Raw genomic sequence first — 22,984 nt, 5'->3', positions numbered from 1 at the left:
GATACTAAACGGAAATTTTATGCACCGTTTTTATCCATTTTATTACGGTTTTTTCAAAATAATCTTTATCGATAGGTTTTAGGATAAAATCATTCATTCCAATGTCTAAGCATTTTTCTTTTTCTCCTGTGATAACTCCAGCGGTTAAAGCAATAATCACCACGTCTTTATCCACTTTACGAATTAATTCTGTGGCTTCATAACCATTCATTACAGGCATTTGAATGTCCATTAATATAATTTCTGGTTTTGCATTTTTAAATACTTCTACAGCTTGAAGACCGTTTGAAGCTTCTGATATAACTGCATTTGGAAAAGCTCTAGTGACCAATGTTTTTGTCAACAACATATTGACTTTATTATCTTCAACAATTAGAATATTAATCTTGTTTTTATTGACTTCAACCAAATCGGAAGGAGTAATTTCATCTCCAACAAAAGGATTATTAATCTTATTTAAATAATTTTGAAGTACATTGATTTTCAAAGGTTTAATAATATTGTGAACATTCACAAAATCTTTGTTTGAAATAAAATCGGACGTAGAGTTTTGCATAATGATTAAATGTCTTTCCTGATTTTGACTCACTAATTCGATTATTTCTTGGGTCATTTTTCTATTTAGGAATTCATAATCAATAAGAATTAAGTCATATGCTGTAGCTTCTTTAATTTCAGAAACCAAGTTTTCTTTGGAAGAAAGGGTTAGACAAGGTAATTCGAGTGAGCGGAACATTCTTTCAATAACTTCGCATACCAAAGTATTATCTTCAACAACTATTGCTTTTTTAAATTTGTTATTGAGCAATATATTTTTGTTTTCACAAGTTTCCGTTTTTAAGACGATTTCAAAACTAAAACAACTTCCTTTTTTAACTTCACTGGATATCTCTAATTGACTATCCATTAATTTTAGAAGACTATTGGTAATGGACAAACCTAAACCTGTACCTCCAAAATTTCGAGTTGTAGAACTGTCTTCTTGAGAAAAGGCTTCTAATATTTTACCTTTATTTTCTGGTTTTATACCAATACCCGTATCTTTTACTTCAAATTGTATTTTAGAATGTTGTTTATTTACTTTAACAGCCTTAATATTGAGTTCAATTTGACCTTTTAAGGTAAATTTAACCGCATTACTTAATAAATTTTGTAAAATTTGTTTGAGTCGCACTTCATCGGTCCAAATCGTAGATTCTATATCTTCTTGGACATTTACAATCAATTCAATATTTTTTTGATGCGCAGTAAATTTGACCATATCGACGGATTGGTTTATAATACTATGCAGGTTTGTTTTGCTGTTTTCTAACGTTAATTTACCAGCTTCAATTTTAGATAAATCTAGTATATCATTCACTACATCAAGCAAGGACTCTGCAGATTGATTTACTGTTTGCAAATATTGTTTTTGCACTTCTGAAATACTGGTATTTAATAACAATTTACTAAATCCTATAATTCCATTTAATGGGGTTCTAATTTCGTGGCTCATATTCGCCAAGAATTCCGATTTGGCTTTATTAGAAGTTTCTGCTAATTCACGAGCTAAAATGGCTTCCTCTGCTTTTTTTCTTTCGGTGATATCAATTAAAACTCCTTCTAAATATTCCACAACTCCGTTTACTGTTACTGCTTCACCGTGTTCTTCTATCCAAATAATGCTTCCGTCTTTTTTAACTAATCTACTCGTTACTAAAAACGATTTTTTTTCTTGGATGGCTTTTCCAATTTCCACGATAGCTTTTTCTCTATCATCAGGATGATAAAGTTCATGTAGTTTTACTCTCTCCGAAAAGAAATCATCTTTAGAGTAGCCCGTTAGTTTTTCAAACTCATCGTTCAAAAAGACTTTGGTTCTATTTTCATCAAATTTTACTAAATAAACACCACCAGGAATATTATTTGCTAACAATTTGAATTTTTCTTCACTTTCTTGTAAGCCTTGTTTATTTTTGATTCTAATAATAGAAGTTGCAATATTGTTTGCTAGTGTTTCTAAAATAATAATTTCTTCTTTATCCCAAACTCGAACGATTTTAAAATTATCAAATCCAATATAACCAATCAGTCTATCAATATGAAATACAGGAATTAATAATGCTGAAAGAATGCCTCGCTCTTGCAATCTTTTCTTATGTATTGGATCTTCTACTTGGTCAGTAATAATTTGATAGGATTTATTTTGAAATAACCTTTCAAATATTTTGGGATAGCTCGCTTCTTTTAAGCCTTGAAAATGAGGATTATTAATATTCAATTGGTCATCATTAGCAAACCATTCAAATTTTTGATTTACTTCTTTTTCTATAGGGTCATATTCATAAAAACAAACGCGATCGGAATGAATGGCTTTTGTAAAATCTCCTAAAGTCTTATCAAAAATTTTATCCAAATCATCTTTTTGAATGAGTTTATTCGTATATTTTGATAAATGCGTTAAAATATTATTCTTATAAATAATCTGCTCTTCCAGTTTTTTTGTACTGGTAATATCTCTCATAACACATGAAAAACCGATGAGTTGGTTATCTAGATTTCTTTTAATTCTTACTTTTTGCGAAAACCAAACTATTTTACCTGATTTAGCAATAACGGGTAGCACATACGCTTCAAAATCATTTTGCTCATCGTTTTCAGGAACATAATATTTTAAGGAGTTTTCTTTTTCTTCGGGCGATAAAAAATTCGTAAAATGAGTTCCAATTATCTCTTCTTTTCGATATCCTAAAATTCGTAAACAAGCATCATTGATTAGAGTGATGATTCCATTTTTACTAATATCATAAATAATATCGGGTGCATTTTGAATTAAAGCTTGGTATTCGTTTTCTGCAATAATCTTTTGAGTAATATCATGACCTGTTGCAATAAATAAATCATCCGAATATTTAAAATCACTCCATTGAATAAATTTATACTCACCCGATTGGGCTTTTAATTTTCTAATATGAATCGTATTGGGCTGAAATTTAAGATTATAATCAATTTTTTCAAATTCTTTATCTTCCGTTAGATTCCAAAAATTATAACCTAATACTTCATCTGGAGCGTATCCTAAAATACCTACAATAGAGTCGCTACAAAAAGCCACACTTCCAAATTTATTACAAGCAATAGTAATGGAATTGGACTGATTGATAATATTATTGGTAAAAACTAATTTATCGTGAGTATTTAAAAAATTAATTCTTCTATAAAAATTGATAATTGTAATTATAAAAGACGCACTAACCAACTGAATATAAATTCCTTTATTTTCATCTTCTAAAATTAAAAAACAAACTACTAATGAGATGATAATAATGGTGTAGATAATATAGTTTCTGAACTTTTTAAAAACATTATAGGAAAAGAATAACAATAATAAAAATTCAGAAAAATTGACAAAATTTATTTCTGAGTAGCTTAAATTATTTAATACAACTAAGGTGATAATTATAAAAAAGAATCTAAATATCCATTCCAAATTCTTTTTAATTTTTTGTATGTAGGAAAATAGATAAAGGAATATGGCACAAAAACCTAAAATGATTTTTGTTATTACCTCATTCTCATTATAAATTTCAAATACAAAATAAGCTATTTGAGTGGTTATAATGATGATTCCAAAATATAAAAAGTAATTTTTTAAATCGTATTGAAGTTCATTTTCAGAAATATTTTTAACAAAATCTTTATTGTATTTAGACGAATCGCGAACTAAATAGTTAAAGGCAAAAATCGTCAAGGAGCAGATTAATAAAATAAACCACCAAGTAGTATAAAAAGGGGTTTCGATAACAAAAGAATAATAGGTTATATTCCCTAAATCATTTCCTAAAGTGTCCACTTCTTTTACATAAAATCTATAATTCCCAGGAGGCAAATTATAGTAATTTATATCTTTATTTTTAGTAGGTTTTGTCCAAAAATCATTAAGCCCTTTCAGTTTATAGGAATAATAATTATTTTCAGCTAAGGAATTATTTATTTGGCCAATATGAAATGTAATGGAGTTTTCTGCGTGATTAAAACTATGATTTTCATCGGGTACATTAAAATACTTATTACTTTTCGACTCAACGTCGTATTCATGATTGTTCACTAATAACTTTGTAATGAAAATGGGAGCCGATTTATCAGAATTATGTAGTTTTTGATTTTTATAATAGTATTTGTATAGTCCTTTTACAGTTCCCAAATAAATATTCCCTTCTTCATCTACAAAATCAGCTTTAGTATTCGTTTCAATTCCATCAAACATATTACTGGAATTCAAACTTTCGATGTTTACAATCCCTCCTTCTTTGCTAGAAGTAATGCGTTCCAATCCTAAATTGGAGCCCACTAAAATATTATCTTTAATTCCTGTAAAAGTGTAAATCAACGTGGAGGAAAGTCCATCATTAGTTCCAAATGATTTAATTTTATAGTCTTTATTAACAGAATAGATTTTACTTTCTCCAGCATACCAAATGGTATTGTATTTGTCTCGAGCACTTAAAAAAAGCAACTTATCTAAAATCTTTTTGGTAACAACAAATTGGCCGTCCTTATTTTCTAAAGTATAAAGACCTAATCCAGTCGCAACTAACCATCTGTTTTCTTCAACTTGTTCAATATTATAAACATTTTGTACTTTACTATTTTTAAAAAAATGAGCTTTTACTTGAAACTTAGCATCTAAAATAAGTAAGCCATCACCCAAAGTCCCTACCCAAAGTCGGTTCTGAGTATCTTTCTTTAAAGTGTTTACAGAAATTGATGGAAAAACATTCTTTAGCGAGTCTTTTCTGTAGGCATACAAGCCTTTTTCAGAACCAATAAGCAATTGATTTTCGTAAGGCAACATACAAGACACCCTTTTATCTAAAGGCAACTTTTGATCAAACTCTAAGTTAAAAAAATCTTTTCTATGAAAACTATTTAACCCATAATCTCTGCTAAAAACAAAAAGATTGTTTTTGTATTCTGATATCGAAAAAATCGATTTGGTATTGAGCTCAGGAATGTCAGAATATTTAACAAAAGTTTGGTTGCTAAACTGAATTACTCCTAAACTTATAGAAGCTAAAGACAAGCTACTATTTTCTACATAAATATCATTTATTTCTGTATGTGGAAACCCATTTCTAGTATCAATAATAACATAATTTCCGCTTTTATAAATAACCCCTACTCCTTCAAACCCTCTTCCTGAAACCCAAATATTCCCAGAATCGGTTTTATAAATATTATTAATACTTAATGGAGTTCCTTTATAATCTTTGACTGTTGTAATTAATCGATTATAGATATATTTATCTTTATTGAAGTGTAAAATATATATCTGACCTTGATCGTCCCCTACATAATGAAAAGTTTTTTTATTTTGAGTAATGCAAATATTTTTATCTGCAAAATCCAGTAAGGTAAAGGTATTGTTTATGTATTGATATAGCCCTTTATCTGTAGCAATTAATAAACTATTATTATCCAAATTCGTAACTCCATTTATCGTATTGATGGCTTTACCTTCAATACTAAGTAATGGATGTATCTTGTTGTTTTTTTCAATAGAATAAATTCTTTTTTTACTTACACCATATACAATTGTATCAATTTTGACAATTTTCTGAATAACATCTACCGAGTCATTAATCACCTTATAGTCAATAATTTTAGTGAATTGTTGACCATTAAAAACTAATAAACCTCTGTATTTGGTAAGTAAAAGTAACTCTCCTTTGTGCTCTGCAATATCCGTGATAAAAAAATTCTCAATATCGTGATATTTATTGTAGTTAATGAAACTGTTTCCGTCGTACCGAATTAAACCCGTTCCATTTGAACCATACCAAAGTAGCCCATTACTACTTTTAAAAATTTTATTTACAGAAGAAGACGGGAATCCCTTTTCCTGATTAATAACTTCAAAATTATATTGCTGACTATAGTTTTGATGACTTATCAGGAAGAAAAATGAAAATAAAATTAAATGGTAAAGTTTAATCATATTCAGTAAATAGCAGGTAGTTAAGCTCGTAAAAATACAAAAAAATTGCATCTTTAGCAAAATAAGTTAAATTTGATGGTTATTTGATAAAAAATCCCTATTATTGGGGGTTTTTTAATAATTAAAACGATATGAGAAGTAAGAAAATCACGTTACTTATTTTATTAATCGCTTCGTATTCAATAGTTGCGCAACAAAAAATAACACTAGAAGAAATTTGGACTGGAGCCTTCAGAACCAAAGGCATGGATGAATTACATGCGCTTAAAAACACAAACCAATATACCGTATTAGATTTTGACAGAGCTTCTAGAAGTATGCAAATCGATTTATATGATTTTGAAACTTTAGAAAAGGTAACCACCTTAATTAATACTAAAGATTTTTCTGAATTAGAGAGTATCGACAGTTATACTTTCGACTCATCAGAGACTAAAATTTTATTGGCCACACATTCATCTCCTATTTTTAGACACTCTTTTACTGCTACTTATTTTGTGTATGATACGAAAACAAAATCGCTACATAAATTTACCAATAATGCCATTCAAGAGCCTACTTTTTCTTCCGATGGTTCTAAAATTGCCTATGCTTTTGAAAACAACCTCTATGTTTATGATACTACTTCTAAGACCAACTTACAAATCACTCAAGATGGTCAAAAAAATAAAATCATAAATGGAATTACAGATTGGGTCTATGAAGAAGAATTTGCATTTGTAAAAGCCTTTGATTGGAACAAAACAGGTGATAAAATAGCGTATATCCGTTTTGACGAATCAGAAGTTCCAGAATTCTCTATGGATTTATACAATGAAGGTCTTTACCCATCTCAATATGTTTTCAAATATCCGAAAGCTGGTGAAAAAAATGCTACCGTTTCCCTTCATGTTTATGATTTAAAAACCAATACAAGTTCAAAAATTAACTTAGGAAATTATACCGATTTTTATATTCCAAGAATCCAATGGACAAACGATGCAAACATTTTGAGTGCACAAGTTATGAACCGCCATCAAAACAATTTAGATTTACATTTTATTGATGCTTCTTCTGGAAAAACAAACATCGTTCTTAATGAAAAAGACAACGCTTATATTGACATTACTGATAATTTAACTTTTTTAAGTGATACTAGTTTTATTTGGACCTCAGAAAAAGATGGATACAATCACATCTATCATTATGATAAAAATGGAAAATTATTAAATCAAGTGACCAAAGGAAATTGGGAAGTAACCGCCTATTATGGTTTTGATGAAAAAAACAAAACAATCTATTATCAATCGGTTGAGAATGGTTCGATAAATAGAGATATCTATTCGATACATATTTCTGGAAAAAAGAAAAACAGACTAACGTCTAAAACGGGAACAAACGATGCTACGTTCAGTCCTAATTTCCAACTTTTCATCAACACCTATTCTAGTGCTACGCACGCTCCTTTGTACACCTTAAATGACTCTAAAACAGGTAAAGAGTTAAAAACAATTCAATCCAATGAAACCTTAGAAAGTAAATTAGCTCCATATAATATTGCTCCTAAAACGTTTTTTACTTTAACTACAGAAAAAGGTCATACTTTAAATGCTTGGTCTATTAAGCCAAAAGATTTTGATGCTTCTAAAAAATATCCTGTATTAATGTACCAATATTCTGGTCCAGGCTCACAACAAGTAGCGAACCAATGGAATTCTAGTAATGATTATTGGTACTATATGCTGGCTCAAAAAGGATATATTGTAATTTGTGTAGACGGAAGAGGAACTGGTTTTAAAGGTGCTGAATTTAAAAAATGCACCTATAAAGAATTAGGAAAATACGAAGTAGAAGACCAAATTGATGCTGCAAAAGTGATTGCCAAATACGAGTATGTAGATGCTTCCAGAATTGGAATTTGGGGTTGGAGTTATGGCGGTTTTATGAGTAGCAATTGTATTCTAAAAGGGAATGATGTATTCAAAACAGCTATCGCAGTTGCTCCTGTAACGAGTTGGAGATATTATGATTCAATTTACACGGAAAGATACATGCAAACGCCACAAGAAAACGCGAGTGGTTATGATGACAATTCACCTATCAATCATGTAAACAAATTAAAAGGAAACTATTTACTTGTACATGGTACAGCAGATGACAATGTGCATGTTCAAAATACAATGAAAATGATTGAAGCATTGGTACAAGCCAATAAACAGTTTGACTGGGCCATTTATCCAGATAAAAACCACGGAATTTATGGTGGTAAAACCCGACTTCAATTGTATACCAAAATGACAAATTTTATCATAAACAATTTATAAAAGAGGCGTTGACTAGCCTTCATAATCTTTAATTTTTTACATATGGATTTTTCATTAGGACTAATAATTTTTGGATGGATTTTTTGCTTGATATGGATACCTATGGTAATCAAAGCAAATATTAAAATACATCCAAGAGCACTCTTTGTTTGCTTTTTTGCAGAAATGTGGGAACGTTTTTCCTATTATGGAATGAGAGCTTTACTTACCTTGTATATGGTTAAAGTTGTTTTCCAACAAATAGCTAGTGGTGAGGCAGATGTAAAATCTCTTGCAATTTATGGAACATATACTGCTTCTATCTATCTTGGGCCTATTATTGGAGGAATGATGGCAGATAAATTTTTAGGCTTTAGAAAATCTATTTTATTAGGTGGAATTTTAATTAGCATCGGTCATATTGTGCTAGCTGCTCAAGGTTTGGTAGCAGAAACTAATGAATTTTTCTTCTTTATTGCACTTTCATTCATAGTAGTAGGTACTGGTTATTTTAAACCAAATATTTCAAGTTTCTTAGGTAAATTTTATGAACAAGATGACCCAAGAAAAGACCCAGCTTACAATATTTTTTATATGGGCATTAATGTAGGAGCATTTTTATCAGCTCTTACATGTGGGTATTTAGGAGAAAGTGTTGGATGGCATTGGGGTTTTGGTTTAGCAGGTATAGGCATGTTTATTGGATTGATTGTTTTTTGGAAAAACCTTAAACATTTTGAAGGAAAAGGACTTGTTCCTGATGATAAATTTAACACTCAAAGTGTTTTTGCAGGTCTGAGTGCAAATAAATTAATAATACTACTAAGCTTCATTGCAGTGCCTTTATGGGCAATTTTATTCAGTTATGATAATGTATTTAAATTTGGTTTAACAGGAATTACGATTGTTGTTTTAGTTTATTTAATTTATCTTAGTACACAATACGAAAACGGATCTAGACTACTCGTCGTTTTAATATTATTTATATTCCATGCCATGTTTTGGGCTTTATTTGAGCAAGCTGGAGGTTCATTAACACTAATTACTGATAGATTTGTTGATAGATTTATCGGTAGTTCAGAAATTCCCGCATCGCAATTTCAAGCTTTAAATGCATTGTTTATTGTAATTTTCGCACCCATTTTTGCTTGGTTTTGGATGAAACTAAATAAGCTAAAAATGGAACCTAGCACACCATTAAAATTCGTTTATTCTTTGGTTCTTTTAGCTATAGGATTTTTAATTATTGTATTGGGAGCAAAATCAGCAATGGCATCAGGTGATAAAATTGTTATTTGGGTAATTATATTTATGTATCTTTTTCATACTTTGGGAGAGCTATGTTTATCCCCAGTGGGATTGTCAATGATAACAAAATTATCACCATCTCATATAGTCGGTTTTACAATGGGAGTTTGGTTTTTATCTTATTCTGTAGGTAATAAAGTAGCCACAGAAATTGGAAAATTAATAAGTGTTGGGGAAGTTGCGGAAAATGCTTCAATGGCAGAACAAATAAATCCTTATGTAGATGTTTATCTTCAATGGGGTGTATATGTAGTTTTAGGCTGCGCAGTAATTTTACTACTACTGGTTCCATTACTTAAAAAACTTATGAAAGGAATACATTAAAAAATAATAAATTAAATCTAACTTACAATTATAACTTATGAGTCAAAATTCAACCGATCAATTTTTTAAAAACAATGTCCTAGGGCATCCAGCAGGCCTTTTTGTATTATTCTTTACAGAAATGTGGGAACGCTTTTCTTATTATGGAATGCGTGCATTATTAGTACTCTTTTTAACCTCTTCTTTTGCAAAAGGAGGATGGGAATGGAGTGTAGAAGATGCTTTAGCTCTTTATGGTACCTATACTATGTCAGTATATTTCACTCCTGTTGTAGGTGGATTTTTAGCTGATAAATATTTAGGATACAGATGGGCAGTGGTTTTAGGAGCTTTAGCAATGACTTTAGGTCATGCATCAATGGCTGTAGAAACCCCAATGTTTTTATATATTGGAATTGGTTGTTTGATAATAGGTAATGGTCTCTTCAAACCTAATATGACATCGATAATTTCAAATGCTTATGCAAATCATCCTGAGAAAAAAGATGGTGCTTATTCTTTATATTACATGGGAGTAAATGCAGGTGCATTTCTTGGAATTATGCTATGTGGTTATATTGGAGAAAAAATATCTTGGAGTTGGGGGTTTGGACTTGCTGGAATTTTTATGCTTTTAGGAATGTTGCAATTCTATTTTACTCAAAATATTTTTGGTGAAATTGGTTTAAAACCTACAGCAGAATCGAAAAAATTAGCTCAAGAAAAAGCCGCTCAAGAATCAACTCCGGCAAATGTAATTAGAGATCGAATTATTGCTGTTGTAATATTTTCTATTTTCACTGTTTTCTTTTGGGCTGCTTTTGAACAAGCTGGAGGATCAATGACCATTTTTGCAGAAAAATTTACTCAAAGAGAATTATTTGGAAATGCGGCTTCAACATTTAAAATAGTAGACGCTGTTTTAACAATTATTCCTCTAATAATTATAACTTATGTTTTAATAAAACTTTTCAAACAAACCTTCAAAAAATATGCAATAGGAAATATTATTCTTTCTTTGAGTTTTATTATTATATGGGGAATTGTACTTTGGAAAGTTGGAAGAGAATTTTCTGCAACTGGGACTGAGGTTCCTGCAACATGGTTTGGTATTTTAAATTCCTTATTTATTGTTTGTTTTGCTCCTGTATTTTCAAAATGGTGGGAAAGTAAATATAATTTATCAGGACCAATGAAATTTGGGCTTGGGTTAACATTACTAGGGTTAGGTTTTGGTTTTTTAGCATATGGTAGTATCGATATTGTATCTGGTGAAGAAGTAGTGAGAGTTAGCATGTTTTGGTTAATCGCTGCCTATTTATTTCACACTTTAGGAGAGTTATGTATATCACCTGTGGGACTTTCTTATGTTAGTAAACTAGTTCCTGCAACATGGATTGGAATTATGTTTGGAGTTTATTATCTATTTATAGGAATGGGTAACAAATTAGCTGGTTCGATGGGTGGAATGATTGAGGAAATAACTGAAAAATACAGTCTATCTACTTTCTTTTTAATTTTTACTATTGTTCCAATTACAGCTGGTGTAATAATGGTAGTTCTGTCTCCAGTCATGAAAAAATTAATGCACGGTGTAAGATAACCAACATTTTTTGGCATCTTTTTTGTCTAAATTTGTATAAAAAATATCAAAATGAAAAAAATAACTTTATTTATAATAGTAACCTCTTTTAGCCTTACTACATATGCACAAGAATTAACCTGGCATACCGACATGGCTAAAGCTTCTGAGTTATCTCTCAAGAAGAAAAAACCAATGTTATTATTTTTCACGGGTTCTGATTGGTGTGGCTGGTGCATTCGTTTACAAAAGGAAGTATTACAAACACCAGAATTTGCAAAATGGGCTAAAAAAAATGTAATTCTTGTAGAATTGGATTTTCCTAAAAGAACACCTCAAGATGAAAATTTAAGAGCGCAAAATCAAAATTTACAACAAATGTTTGGCATTAGAGGATATCCTACCATATGGTTTGTATCTCCTGAAAAAACAAAAGAAGGAAAAATGAATCTAAAAGGCTTAGGAAGTACTGGATATGTAGCTGGTGGACCAACAAAATGGTTAGATGGCGCTTCAAAAATTGTAGCCAATAAATAAAAATTATTTCAATCTATAATATCCCTTTTCGGCTGTTGCATGAAAAGGGATATTTTTTTGTTTACAAGTTCTCTCCCATTGGTCAATCAAATAATAAAAATTACTGTTATCTGCAATTATTTCTTTTGGCTGAACCATTTCTATCAAGCGTACTAAATTAATTTTCGGATTTTGAGTAAGCACCACATAATCTGCTTTTAAATTGAACTCAAAAACGCCCATTTGATCCACAATTAAAATTCGATTATCATGATAACTCATTACATTTTGCAGTGCATTTATTTGATAATGATTTGTATGCAATCCTCTTTTATAATTCTTTATAGTTTCTTCATTGAAAACCGAATCATGACTAAAAAACTGAACTTGATTTCCTTTTTTAGCGCTTAAAAGTGTTTTTTTACTATTAAAAACTATCAATTCATCTGTACTTTGTTTTGTCCATTCAATATAAATTAAGCTAATTTGAAATAGTAACAACGCAATAGCCATGTTTCTAAAGGCAAACCATTTTAATTTATAACACCAATATATAAAGAAAAGAATAATCAAATAAGACAATATTACCATTTCGCTAGTAAAAGAAATATTTTTTATAACACCACTATCAAAAGTTGCTATAACAGCTATATATTGATTCATTGTAGCTATTAAAAAAGAGAGAATTTTACCTAACAAAAGCGCTAGAGATTTAAAAATAAAATTCAATAATAAAAGGACACACCCCAGTATCAAAACGAAACTACCCAAAGGAATTACAACTATATTTGCCAACAAAAAAAGTAAAGGCAATTGATGAAAATAATATAAAGTTAAAGGCAGCACTCCAATTTGAGCTGCTAAAGACACCAGAACAATATCTATAAAATAAACACCTATTTTATGTTTGGTAAAATAGCATTTTTCATAAAAAGGTTGGAACAACAAAATAGAAATAACCGCTGCATAACTCAATTGAAAACCGATATCAAATATATAATTAGGATTAAAAAGTAATAAAAGTAACGCAGAAACTGCTACCGCATTAAAAGCATGATTTTGCCGGTTATAAAAAGTTCCTAAACTAACAAAACTAAACAAAGTTACAGCTCTAGTTACAGATGCAGGCAAACCCGTTAATAAAGCGAAAAGCCATAAAAGACCTAAAATTAGAAACAGTCGTATAATGCTCCCATATTTCCTTTTTTCTAGAGGCTTTAAAAGCAATGAAAAAAAGAAATACAATATCCCAATATGCAAACCAGAAATTGCTAAAATATGTATAACTCCTGCATTACTATAATTTGCTATTGTTTCTTCATCAATTACATTGCGTTGTCCAAATAATAAGGCTTCTAAAATACTTTTTGTTTTCGCATCAAATTGATATTCATCAAAAGAAGCTATTAATTTTTCTCTTATATTTTGTATGTAATAATTTGTATTTTTATGAATTCTAGTGGTAATAACACTGCCTTTTCTACAAAATACTTGATGAGAAATATTCAATTTTTCAAGATAGGCACTATAATCAAATTGATAGGGATTTGTAGCTTTAAAAGTGGGAAGTAATTTTCCTATAATTATAATTTCCTGTCCAGATTTTAAAATAGCATTGGTCTTGTCATTGTAAACTAAAATTTTACCAAAACAACTTGTATCATTATATTGAGACAACGAAACAATATATTTATGAAAGTTTTCACTTGGCTTTAAAACAGAAACTATACTTCCTTTAATAATAGTTTCATTAGTGTCTGTCAAAAAATTAGAATAATGATTTTCATAATGACTATCGGTATGCCAGTAATGTGCTTCGCTTCCCAAGCAAAAAAATAAAAAATAGGCTGCAATTCCAAAATAAACATCCTGAAACCATTTTTTCTTAGCTCTTATATAAGCTAGAATGCTTATTAAAAAAGCAACAGTAATCGCTACGTTAAGATAGCCTATATTAGGTTCAAAAAAAGAATTAAAGATTATCCCAAGTATAAATGAAGTTGTAAGGGTTATTATTGGAAACTTAAAAAACTTCATATTGGGAATTTTAAATAGGAATTAGTATTCTAAAACTCTATTTATTTGTGCAAATGTCTTTCCGTAATATGCATCAGATGTAGAAGAAACTATTACTCCTTTTTGAGTAGAAGAATGAATAAATTTAATTTCGTTTGGTAAAACTTCGACAATGATTCCTACATGATTTACAACAGTCTTCCCATTGGTTTTAAAAAAAATTAAATCTCCAGGTTGCGCTTCTTTAGTACTCATCATCTCCCCTTCTTTTGCCATATCTATCGATGTTCGAGGTAGTTTTATATCATAATTTCCAAAAGTACTAAAGACCAAACCAGAACAATCCATCCCGGTTTTTGTAGTACCTCCCGTTTTATAGGATACACCTAAATTTCGAAGTGCATCATCTACAATCTGATTGGCCAATGCATTTTCACTTTTAGATACTCTAATATAAGTTGTCTTATCATATTCATTTGTAGTTTCCGAATCATAAGATGTCTCAGCAACTAGTCTATTGGTTGTTTTCTTTTCTTTAGTATACGAATAAACTCCTTTCTCAATCGCTTCTTCTTTAGAAGTGATGATGTTGGATTGTGTTTTACAACTTACAATTGTAATTGTGAGAAATAATAAATAAGTAATTTTTTTCAAAACGTATTTTTTTGCTAAAATAAATATTATTTTTTTATAGAAGATACTATTAAGTGCGCTGTTTTTTTACTTGCGCCTACACCACCTAATTTTTCTTCTAAAATGTTATAATTTTCAATCATTTTGGTTCTTTCTGCTCCCTGTAAAATTTTATTTAATTCTATTTTAAGTTGGCGAGAATTAAAGTCATCTTGAATTAACTCTTTTACTACTTCTTGATCCATAATTAAGTTTACCAATGAGATATATTTCAAAGTAATAATCCTTTTTGCAATTTGATAAGAAACCCAACTTCCTTTATAACATACCACTTCAGGCACTTTAAACAAAGCTGTTTCTAAAGTTGCGGTCCCTGAAGTAACCAAAGCAGCATGAGCAACTTGTAACAAATGATAGGTCTTATTTGAAATAAAATGTACATTCTCTTTTTTCAGAAAAGGTTCATAAAATGAAAAATCTTGACTAGGAGCTCCAGCAATAACAAATTGATAATCTGGAAAATCCTTTACTATAGACAACATGCCTGAAAGCATTTTAGTAATTTCTTGTTTTCTACTACCTGGTAATAGCGCAATAATAGGTTTATCAGTTAATTTATTTTCAAGTATAAAAGTTGCTCGATCCAATTTTTTCCTATTTTGAATGGCATCAATTAACGGATGGCCTACAAATGATACAGGAAAATGATGCTTTCCTTCATAGAAATCTTTTTCGAAAGGTAGTATGACATACATGTAATCTACATCTCTCTTAATCGCTTTAATTCTATTTTCTTTCCAAGCCCAAATTTGAGGAGAAATATAATAATGCGTCGGAATATTTCTTTCTTTTGCCCAAGTAGCAATACGCATATTAAAGCCAGGATAGTCAATGAAAATTATCACATCAGGTTGAAAAGCTTGAATATCGGATTTACAAAATTGAATATTATTCAAAATGGTTTTTAAATTTAAAACCACTTCCAAGAATCCCATAAAAGCCAAATCTCTATAATGTTTTACAAGAGTTCCACCTGCATTTTGCATTAAATCACCTCCCCAAAACCGAATAGCCGCATTTGGGTCTTCTGTATAAATTGCTTTCATAAGATTAGAGCCATGTAAATCTCCAGAAGCTTCACCTGCAATTATATAATATTTCATTTATTTCGAATTAATAATCTATTATTTTATCTGTTTTTAAATAAAAATACAAAGAATTATGCATTAAAAATTGTATAAACTACAGTCTACTAAACGTTCATCTGAATACGTTAAAATCCATATTTTACTATAAACATCTTCTGTTAACTCTTTAAATTTATCTTTTCCAATTAATTGATTTACCAAGGCTGGAATGCTATTTGAATGTCCTACTACAATTGCCGTTTCCCCTTTCACTTTCGACCATAAATAAGTAGAAAAATTAGGATCTTTTGGATTGTAGATTTCAACAGTAATGTTTTTACTTGCTGCAACTGGTGCCACTGTATTTTTTGTACGTATGTAAGGTGACGAAAAAATTTGATCTACATCGATGTCAGATAATAAAAAACGAAGTCGTTCTGCTCTTTGTTTTCCTTCAGTTGTTAGTTCAGGATCTTTAGAACCGTCTAGCATTTTTTCAGCATGACGTACTAAAATAATTTTGGTCACTATTGGCTCATAATTGGCATTTTGAGCCATCAAAATAGAACCACAAAATAAAAAAACAAGTACTACAATTGCCTTTTTCATATTATAAAAATAAGGTTATTATAACTAAAATAAACATCGCTAAAATTATACCTCTAGCCATGAGATCTTTATTTTTCTTTAATAAAATAAAAAACAGGATAAGATTAGGCACACTTCCTAATGTAATAACTTTGCCAATCATTCCTGCTTGTCGCATGATTCTAAAACCTTCTATAAAACCTTGTTTTGTAAAAAACTGAAAGGCAAAAAATGTTCCAATGAAAGCCCCTAATAGACCAATGATTAAGCCTATAAAAATGTCTTTTTTTGATATCATAGTTTCCATGAGTTTAAAGTACTTATTGCATGATGAGCCGTTAAATCAAACTGTACAGGTACAACGGAAATATAGTTGTGTTTTAAAGCCCATTCATCTGTATCCTCTCCAAGATCCTTATTCACAAATTCTCCAGTTAACCAAAAATATTCTTTCCCTTGAGGGTTGGTTCTTTTGTCAAATTCTTCGACCCACATAGCTTTCGCTTGACGACATATTTTAACACCCTGAATTTCATTTGCATCCACTTTAGGGAAATTCACATTTAAAACGACTCCCTCAGGCAAACCATTTTTCAAAACAGCTGAAACAATTGACTTCACATGCGATCGTAAGGGTTCAAAATTAGTATTCCAACTATAATCCAAATGTGAAAAACCTATTGCTGGAATTCCTTCTATTCCTGCCTCAACAGCAGCACTCATGGTTCCAGAATAAATTACATTTATGGAAGAATTCGAACCGTGATTTACCCCTGAGACACATAAATCAGGTTTGCATTTTAAAATTTCATGAACCGCCATTTTTACACAATCCACAGGAGTGCCAGAACAACTGTATTCATGCTCAATTTCAGGATCTAAATTAACCTTGTCTAGATGCAAGGTGTTATTAATAGTAATAGCATGACCCATAGCACTTTGAGGACTATCAGGAGCTACCACAATAACTTCACCAATCTCTTTCATAACACTTATTAAAAAACGAATTCCAGGTGCTACTATACTATCATCATTGGTTATTAAAATAAGGGGGTTTTTCATGTTTAATTTTTTGCTAAAATAAATAATTTAAATGGAAAGAAATATCAACCAACTTAAATTTAAAAAATTTAGTTAAAGTGAAAAAAATGTGTTAAATTGCGATGTAATGGCATGATTTTTTATGTACATTAGTAGAAATTTTTATTGATGACCCAAATTGTTGATTTTATGAAAAGAAATTATAAGGTTATTTTGCTGATAACTGCCTTAGCTGCAGTTTTATGGAGTTTTATACCTACTAAGAAAACAGAAGATCCCGAGAAAGACAAATTACTCTTGGAACTATTGACCTACGTACTTGAAAAGGGACATTATAGCCCTGTGGAGATAAATGACTCTTTTTCAAGAGAAGTATATGACAAATATATTACTGGAATCGATCCTACAAAAAGATTTTTTTTAGCATCTGACATTAAAGAATTTGATCAATATAAGCAAGTTATTGACGACATGATTAAAACGAAAGACTTATCTTTCTTTTATTTAACAAACGCTCGTCTTCTAAAAAGAATTTCTGAATCAAAATCCATTTATAAAACTTTATTAGCAAAACCATTTGATTTTTCAACTGAGGAATTTATTGATACCGATTATGAAAATCAATCGTATGCTAAAAATGATAAAGATTTAAAAGAAAGATGGCGCAAGCAATTAAAACTATCTTTATTATCAACAATTACAGATAAACAAAAGCTAGAGCACAACAAAAAAGAAAAAGACCCAAACTACAAAGAAAAAAAGTTTGAAGAAATTGAAAAAGAAGCTCGCGAAAGTTCTTTAAAGTCTTTAAATGAATACTTTGACTTTGTAGAAAATGAATTAGATAGTAATGATTGGTATTCCATTTTTATTAATTCTGTTGTAGAACAATTTGACCCTCATACTTTTTATTTTTCTCCTGAAGAAAAAGATAAATTTGACATTAGCATGAGTGGAAAATTTGAAGGAATTGGAGCTCGTTTACAAAAGAAAGACAATGTAGTAGAAGTTTCTGAGTTAATTTCTGGTGGTCCTGCATGGAGATCTAAAGAGTTAGAAGCAGGTGATATCATTCTTAAGGTAGCTCAAGGCAAAGAAGAGCCTCTTGATATTGCAGGTATGCGTCTTGATGATGTGGTTAAAAAAATTAAAGGTGCTAAAGGTACTGAAGTTCGTCTTACTGTTAAAAAAGTAGATGGTTCTATTGAAGTAATTTCAATTATTAGAGACGAAGTTGAAACCGAAGAGACTTTTGCTAAATCCTCAATCGTTGAGAAAAACGGAATGAAATATGGTGTAATTTACTTGCCTAAATTCTACATTAGTTTTGACAACAAAGACAATCGAGATGCTTTTAAAGATGTTGCCATTGAAATTGAACGTCTAAAAGAACAAAATGTTCAAGGAATTGTAATGGACTTAAGAGGTAATGGTGGTGGATCATTAGAAACCGTGGTTAATATGACAGGGTTGTTTATTGAACAAGGTCCAGTAGTACAGGTAAAGTCTTCAGACAGAAAAAAAGACATTCTTTCGGACAAAGATCCATCTGTACAATGGACAGGTCCTTTAGTAGTTATGGTTGATAATTTTTCAGCTTCAGCTTCTGAAATTTTTGCAGCTGCGATCCAAGATTACAAAAGAGGAATTATCATTGGAAGCAAACACACTTATGGAAAAGGAACCGTTCAAAACATAATTGATTTAAATCAATTTGTTAGAAGCAATTCTTTTGGAGATTTAGGGGCGTTAAAAACAACTACTCAAAAATTCTATAGAATTAATGGTGGTTCAACTCAAAGAGAAGGTGTATTAAGCGATATCGTACTTCCAGATCGATTTGCTTATTTAGACATGGGTGAACGAGATGAAAAAAATGCTTTACAATGGGATAAAATTGATGCTGCAGATTACAACCCTATCTTTTCAGGATTTGAATCTATTATTGCAAACAGTAATAAAAGAATTGCAGATAACCAATATTTCAAATTAATTGATGAAAATGCGAAATGGATTTTCGAAAGAAAAGATGATAATACTTATAATTTAAGCATTGATCGATTTAAAGAAAAAATGGAATTAGTGGATTTAAAATTGAAAAAATTTAAATCACTATCAGATTATAAAAATAATTTAACGTTCACTTCATTACCAAACGAATTGGCTTTATTTAAATCAGACCCTGTTCTGAAAGAAAAAAGAAGTCGTTGGCATGAAGATTTAGGAAAAGACATTTACATTGACGAAGCCTTGAATGTTTTAAGCGACCTTGACCAAATTGGATTACGAAGTGTTGTTTACACTAAAAACAGAAAAGGTAAACTTGATAAAATGGATTAACTACAAAACAAAAAAAAGGGTTCAAAATGAACCCTTTTTTATACTTATACATAAAGAAACAACACCTTTTCTTATTCGTTTTTTATAGTGTAATTTGAACCTGTAACCACAAGAATCTATTTATATTTTTCTTAATAAGGCCAATTTCTAATGTGCCATTTGGTAAAATAAGCATTAAATTCTATTGCCTTTTGCTTTTCCTCCAAAGCTCTTTCTGGATTGAAAGGTTCTAATTGTACAATCATTTGCTCATACATTTCTTTCAATTTTACTGCATGTTTTACATTTATAATAGGATTAGTAGAAGAATTAAAGGAAGTAATCCATTCTAATTCTTCCCAGATATTGTTCAAGCTTTTTAAACACACTTCATTTCCTTTTTCTTTTTGCCCAATTTTATAGTATAGCTTACCTAAAGCAAAAGCATACTGCTTATAAGGAATCTTGCCATCTGGTAAATTCTTAAAAGACCTATCTAAAACTTTTTCAGCTTCTTCTATATTGTTTTCTTCCACTAAAGCTTGAACCAGGAAATAGTCATTTCTCCTAATTATAGTTTGAGCATATTCCCTATTTTCAGACTTTATAAAAATATCAGAATCATTCTCAAATACAAAAGAGTTCTTTTGAAAGAGCAAATTACTTTCAAGAGTATTTACTATTTTTGGATTCATCTCTTTATCTATTCTTTCTAAAGGCAAGAGTTGTTCTACAAAACCAGTGTGGACTAAATAATTTTGAAAACCTAAATAGTGTTCTCTATTTCCATTTACTAAAAAACAGATTGGTCTTTCTTGTATGTTCTCCAAAATCAAATTCATTCCAATTAAGTCATTTAACTGATAAAAATCTTTACTAAATTTCCATGTGATTTGATTTGTAAATTGAGTATTCAATCGCTTTTTATCAATATTAGAAAAGATGCTTTGAGTCGTGTCAATTTTAATTTGAAAAACATCACCAGGAATGTAATGCTGCTTCTTCCCATTCCAAGTTATCTTGGTATTTTCATCATTCAAAAATTGAAACAATGAAGCAAGATCCACATGCTCTTTAGTATCGATTTTTAAGGGATACAACTTTGGATTCCCTTCGCGGTAATTTTCATAAGAAAAACTAATTTTTAAAGGGTCAGAAGAGAAATTCTTGTTTTTCAATTTATCAATATAATACGACAAATTCAACAAATCATAATTCACCACTCTAACGTCACTTCTATAGTGTTCCACTTCTTGTAAGTACCATAAAGGAAAGGTAAAATTATCACCATTCGTAATCAATATTGCCTCTTTCGGACAAGAATCTAAATATTTTTTTGCTAAATCATATGCAAATGTATCACCAGTTCTTTGATGATTGTCCCAATTTTTAGCCAATAACTGTAAAGGAGACATTATAAACACTACTATTGCTAGAATAGATACCCTTAGCTTCTCTGATTTAATTTTTGAAGCCCATTCATTTAAACTTAATAAGGATAATCCAATCCAAATACTAAAAATGATAAACGAACCCATAAAAATATAATCTCGCTCTCGAATTAAAATGCTCTCTGGTAACGGATTTACATAAATAATTATTCCAATTCCAAATGTTAAAAAGAAAATCAAAGTACTAAAAAAATAAACCCCTTGCTTTCTTAATGACCACAATCCTATAAGCCCGAAAATAAAAGGCAAAAAGTAATAAACATCATTACTTTTATCTTGTTTGTATCGTTCAGGAATATCTTCTTGCGCCCCTATTCTATCCGCATCAAAAAATGTAATTCCGCTTTGCCAATTTCCGTTAAAAACCGTTCCAGTTCCTTTAATTTCATTTTGTTTGCCAATAAAATTCCAATATAAATATCTTAAGTAAAGCCATTCCACTTGATAATTTTTAAAAAACTCCAAATTCTCAGAAAATGTAGGTTTAAAAATAGTCTTCTCCTTACCTAAAACAGGATACATCAACTTTTCTCCTTTTATAGCTACCCAACTGGAATACAAAGCAATACTACTACTTTTCTGACTGTACATCCTTGGGAAAAACATATCAAATTCGTGAGCATAGTTCACTTTACTCCATTTACCATCGTCGACTAATTCATATTTTTTTGATACAGCATTATAATCATATATAGGTTCACCATCTACAAATGGAAAATCTTTATCCAAAGGAGCATTACAAATTTTGCCCTTTAACAAAGGAGTATCTTGAACTCCGAATTGTTTCGCTTGAATGTATTTTAATAAATCATTGGAAGTATATATTTGGTTTGAAATGGAGCTTTCTACATGATTACGAACCAAAGGTATTAAATAAGAACTAGCACCTACTGAAAAAAGAAGTAGTGCTACAATATATTTTTGAATAGGAGGATATTTTTTTTTGGTAAAATACAATCCTGAAAATAAAATTCCCAAAAAGATAAGTATCAAAAGAAACAATCCGCTATTTACAGGCCAACTAAGACTATTCACTAGTTTCATATCTAGCCAATAGGCAATTTTTAAAAACCCTTGTATTCCAATAAGATAAAGTGATAAAAATAAAACGACACTCACTCCTAAAGCCAATAAAAGCGATTTCCATTGCAAGCCATACTTTTTATGCACATAAATAATAGATAGCGGAACAACTATCGATAAATTAATTAAATGCACACCAAGAGAAATTCCTAACAAAAAAACCATCAAAAAAACTATTTTAAGTTCTTTAGATTGATCTTTTTCGGAATGCCATAATAGCATAAGATAAAATAAGAACATCAATAAAAAAACAGAAAGTGTATATACCTCAGCTTCTGTAGAAGCAGTCCAAAAGGTATCTGAAAAAGCAAGTGTTAAAGAACTTACAACCGCACTTAAAATCGAAACTGTATTTTTATTTTCAGATATTTTCAAACTAATATGCTTCACAATTTTATACACATACATCACAGTAAGTGCTCCAAAAAAAGCGGAAATTAAATTCGAAATGAATGCTGCCCAAGTACTAGGAAAAAACAACAACACTAAATTACATAATAAAGTGTAAAAAGGTGCTCCAGGTGGATGTGTTGCTTGTAGATGATAATTGCTAGCAATGAATTCGCTACTGTCCCAAAATGCAATCGTTTTTGAAACCGATACAGCATAAATTAAAAAAACTAAAACAAAAAGAAAAGGGCTAATAAAGTTTTCAATTTTCTTCATAAATACAGGTACTAATTGGGTGCAATATACTAGTTTTATCGGTAATGAAATGCTCCTTTCAACGATTTAAATTCCACTTAATATAATAAAAT

The 22,984-nt window shown here is 30.1% G+C and carries 13 protein-coding genes; 5 read left to right on the top strand and 8 right to left on the bottom strand.

The window, feature by feature from the left end; translation table 11 throughout:
- Nucleotides 1–4: 4 nt before the first annotated feature.
- Nucleotides 5–5,977: a PAS domain S-box protein gene (locus NHF47_RS04535; RefSeq protein WP_252763820.1), complete on the bottom strand. Its 5,973-nt coding sequence runs from the start codon at nucleotides 5,975–5,977 to the stop codon at nucleotides 5–7.
- A 131-nt stretch (nucleotides 5,978–6,108) separates the two neighbouring features.
- Here NHF47_RS04535 and NHF47_RS04530 point away from each other — a divergent pair, with 131 nt between their 5' ends.
- The 4 genes from NHF47_RS04530 to NHF47_RS04515 are packed head-to-tail and all read left to right on the top strand — an operon-like array spanning nucleotide 6,109 to nucleotide 11,989.
- Nucleotides 6,109–8,280 carry a S9 family peptidase gene (locus NHF47_RS04530; RefSeq protein WP_252763819.1) on the top strand — a complete coding sequence of 724 codons (2,172 nt, stop codon included), beginning with the start codon at nucleotides 6,109–6,111 and terminating at the stop codon, nucleotides 8,278–8,280.
- Between the two features lie 42 nt (nucleotides 8,281–8,322).
- A complete protein-coding gene (locus tag NHF47_RS04525) occupies nucleotides 8,323–9,891 on the top strand; it encodes a peptide MFS transporter (protein ID WP_252763818.1) in 1,569 nt (522 codons plus the stop codon).
- 37 nt (nucleotides 9,892–9,928) lie between these two features.
- The gene (locus NHF47_RS04520) at nucleotides 9,929–11,473 is read left to right on the top strand and encodes a peptide MFS transporter (RefSeq protein ID WP_140999164.1); all 1,545 of its coding nucleotides are present in this window, start codon (nucleotides 9,929–9,931) and stop codon (nucleotides 11,471–11,473) included.
- Between the two features lie 51 nt (nucleotides 11,474–11,524).
- Entirely contained in the window at nucleotides 11,525–11,989 is a 465-nt protein-coding gene (locus tag NHF47_RS04515; protein ID WP_252763817.1) for a thioredoxin family protein, read from the top strand.
- Between the two features lie 3 nt (nucleotides 11,990–11,992).
- Here the strand turns inward: NHF47_RS04515 and NHF47_RS04510 are convergent, their stop codons facing one another.
- From NHF47_RS04510 to surE, 6 genes are all read right to left on the bottom strand, one after another.
- Nucleotides 11,993–14,005: a ComEC/Rec2 family competence protein gene (locus tag NHF47_RS04510; RefSeq protein ID WP_252763816.1), complete on the bottom strand. Its 2,013-nt coding sequence runs from the start codon at nucleotides 14,003–14,005 to the stop codon at nucleotides 11,993–11,995.
- Nucleotides 14,006–14,026: 21 nt separating this feature from the next.
- Nucleotides 14,027–14,638: a C40 family peptidase gene (locus NHF47_RS04505; RefSeq protein WP_252763815.1), complete on the bottom strand. Its 612-nt coding sequence runs from the start codon at nucleotides 14,636–14,638 to the stop codon at nucleotides 14,027–14,029.
- A gap of 26 nt (nucleotides 14,639–14,664) precedes the next feature.
- A complete protein-coding gene (lpxB, locus tag NHF47_RS04500) occupies nucleotides 14,665–15,780 on the bottom strand; it encodes a lipid-A-disaccharide synthase (RefSeq protein ID WP_252763814.1) in 1,116 nt (371 codons plus the stop codon).
- A gap of 63 nt (nucleotides 15,781–15,843) precedes the next feature.
- Nucleotides 15,844–16,353, bottom strand: a complete 510-nt coding sequence (locus tag NHF47_RS04495) for a histidine phosphatase family protein (RefSeq protein WP_252763813.1) — start codon at nucleotides 16,351–16,353, stop codon at nucleotides 15,844–15,846.
- Between the two features lies 1 nt (nucleotide 16,354).
- Entirely contained in the window at nucleotides 16,355–16,639 is a 285-nt protein-coding gene (locus tag NHF47_RS04490) for a hypothetical protein (RefSeq protein ID WP_252763812.1), read from the bottom strand.
- The gene (gene surE / locus NHF47_RS04485; protein WP_252763811.1) at nucleotides 16,627–17,394 is read right to left on the bottom strand and encodes a 5'/3'-nucleotidase SurE; all 768 of its coding nucleotides are present in this window, start codon (nucleotides 17,392–17,394) and stop codon (nucleotides 16,627–16,629) included. The genes NHF47_RS04490 and surE overlap by 13 nt, the downstream gene beginning before the upstream one ends.
- A gap of 147 nt (nucleotides 17,395–17,541) precedes the next feature.
- On the opposite strand from surE, the gene NHF47_RS04480 reads away from it, so the two are divergent.
- Complete coding sequence (locus tag NHF47_RS04480) at nucleotides 17,542–19,713, top strand: carboxy terminal-processing peptidase (RefSeq protein WP_252763810.1); 2,172 nt, start codon at nucleotides 17,542–17,544, stop codon at nucleotides 19,711–19,713.
- A gap of 131 nt (nucleotides 19,714–19,844) precedes the next feature.
- Here NHF47_RS04480 and NHF47_RS04475 read toward each other — a convergent pair whose 3' ends face one another.
- Entirely contained in the window at nucleotides 19,845–22,892 is a 3,048-nt protein-coding gene (locus NHF47_RS04475; RefSeq protein WP_252763809.1) for a DUF2723 domain-containing protein, read from the bottom strand.
- Between the last annotated feature and the right edge of the window lie 92 nt (nucleotides 22,893–22,984).

Origin of the sequence: Flavobacterium sp. NRK F7 (assembly GCF_024054195.1) — a bacterium.
Taxonomy (GTDB): domain Bacteria; phylum Bacteroidota; class Bacteroidia; order Flavobacteriales; family Flavobacteriaceae; genus Flavobacterium.
This window is presented reverse-complemented; position numbering and strand designations above follow the sequence as displayed.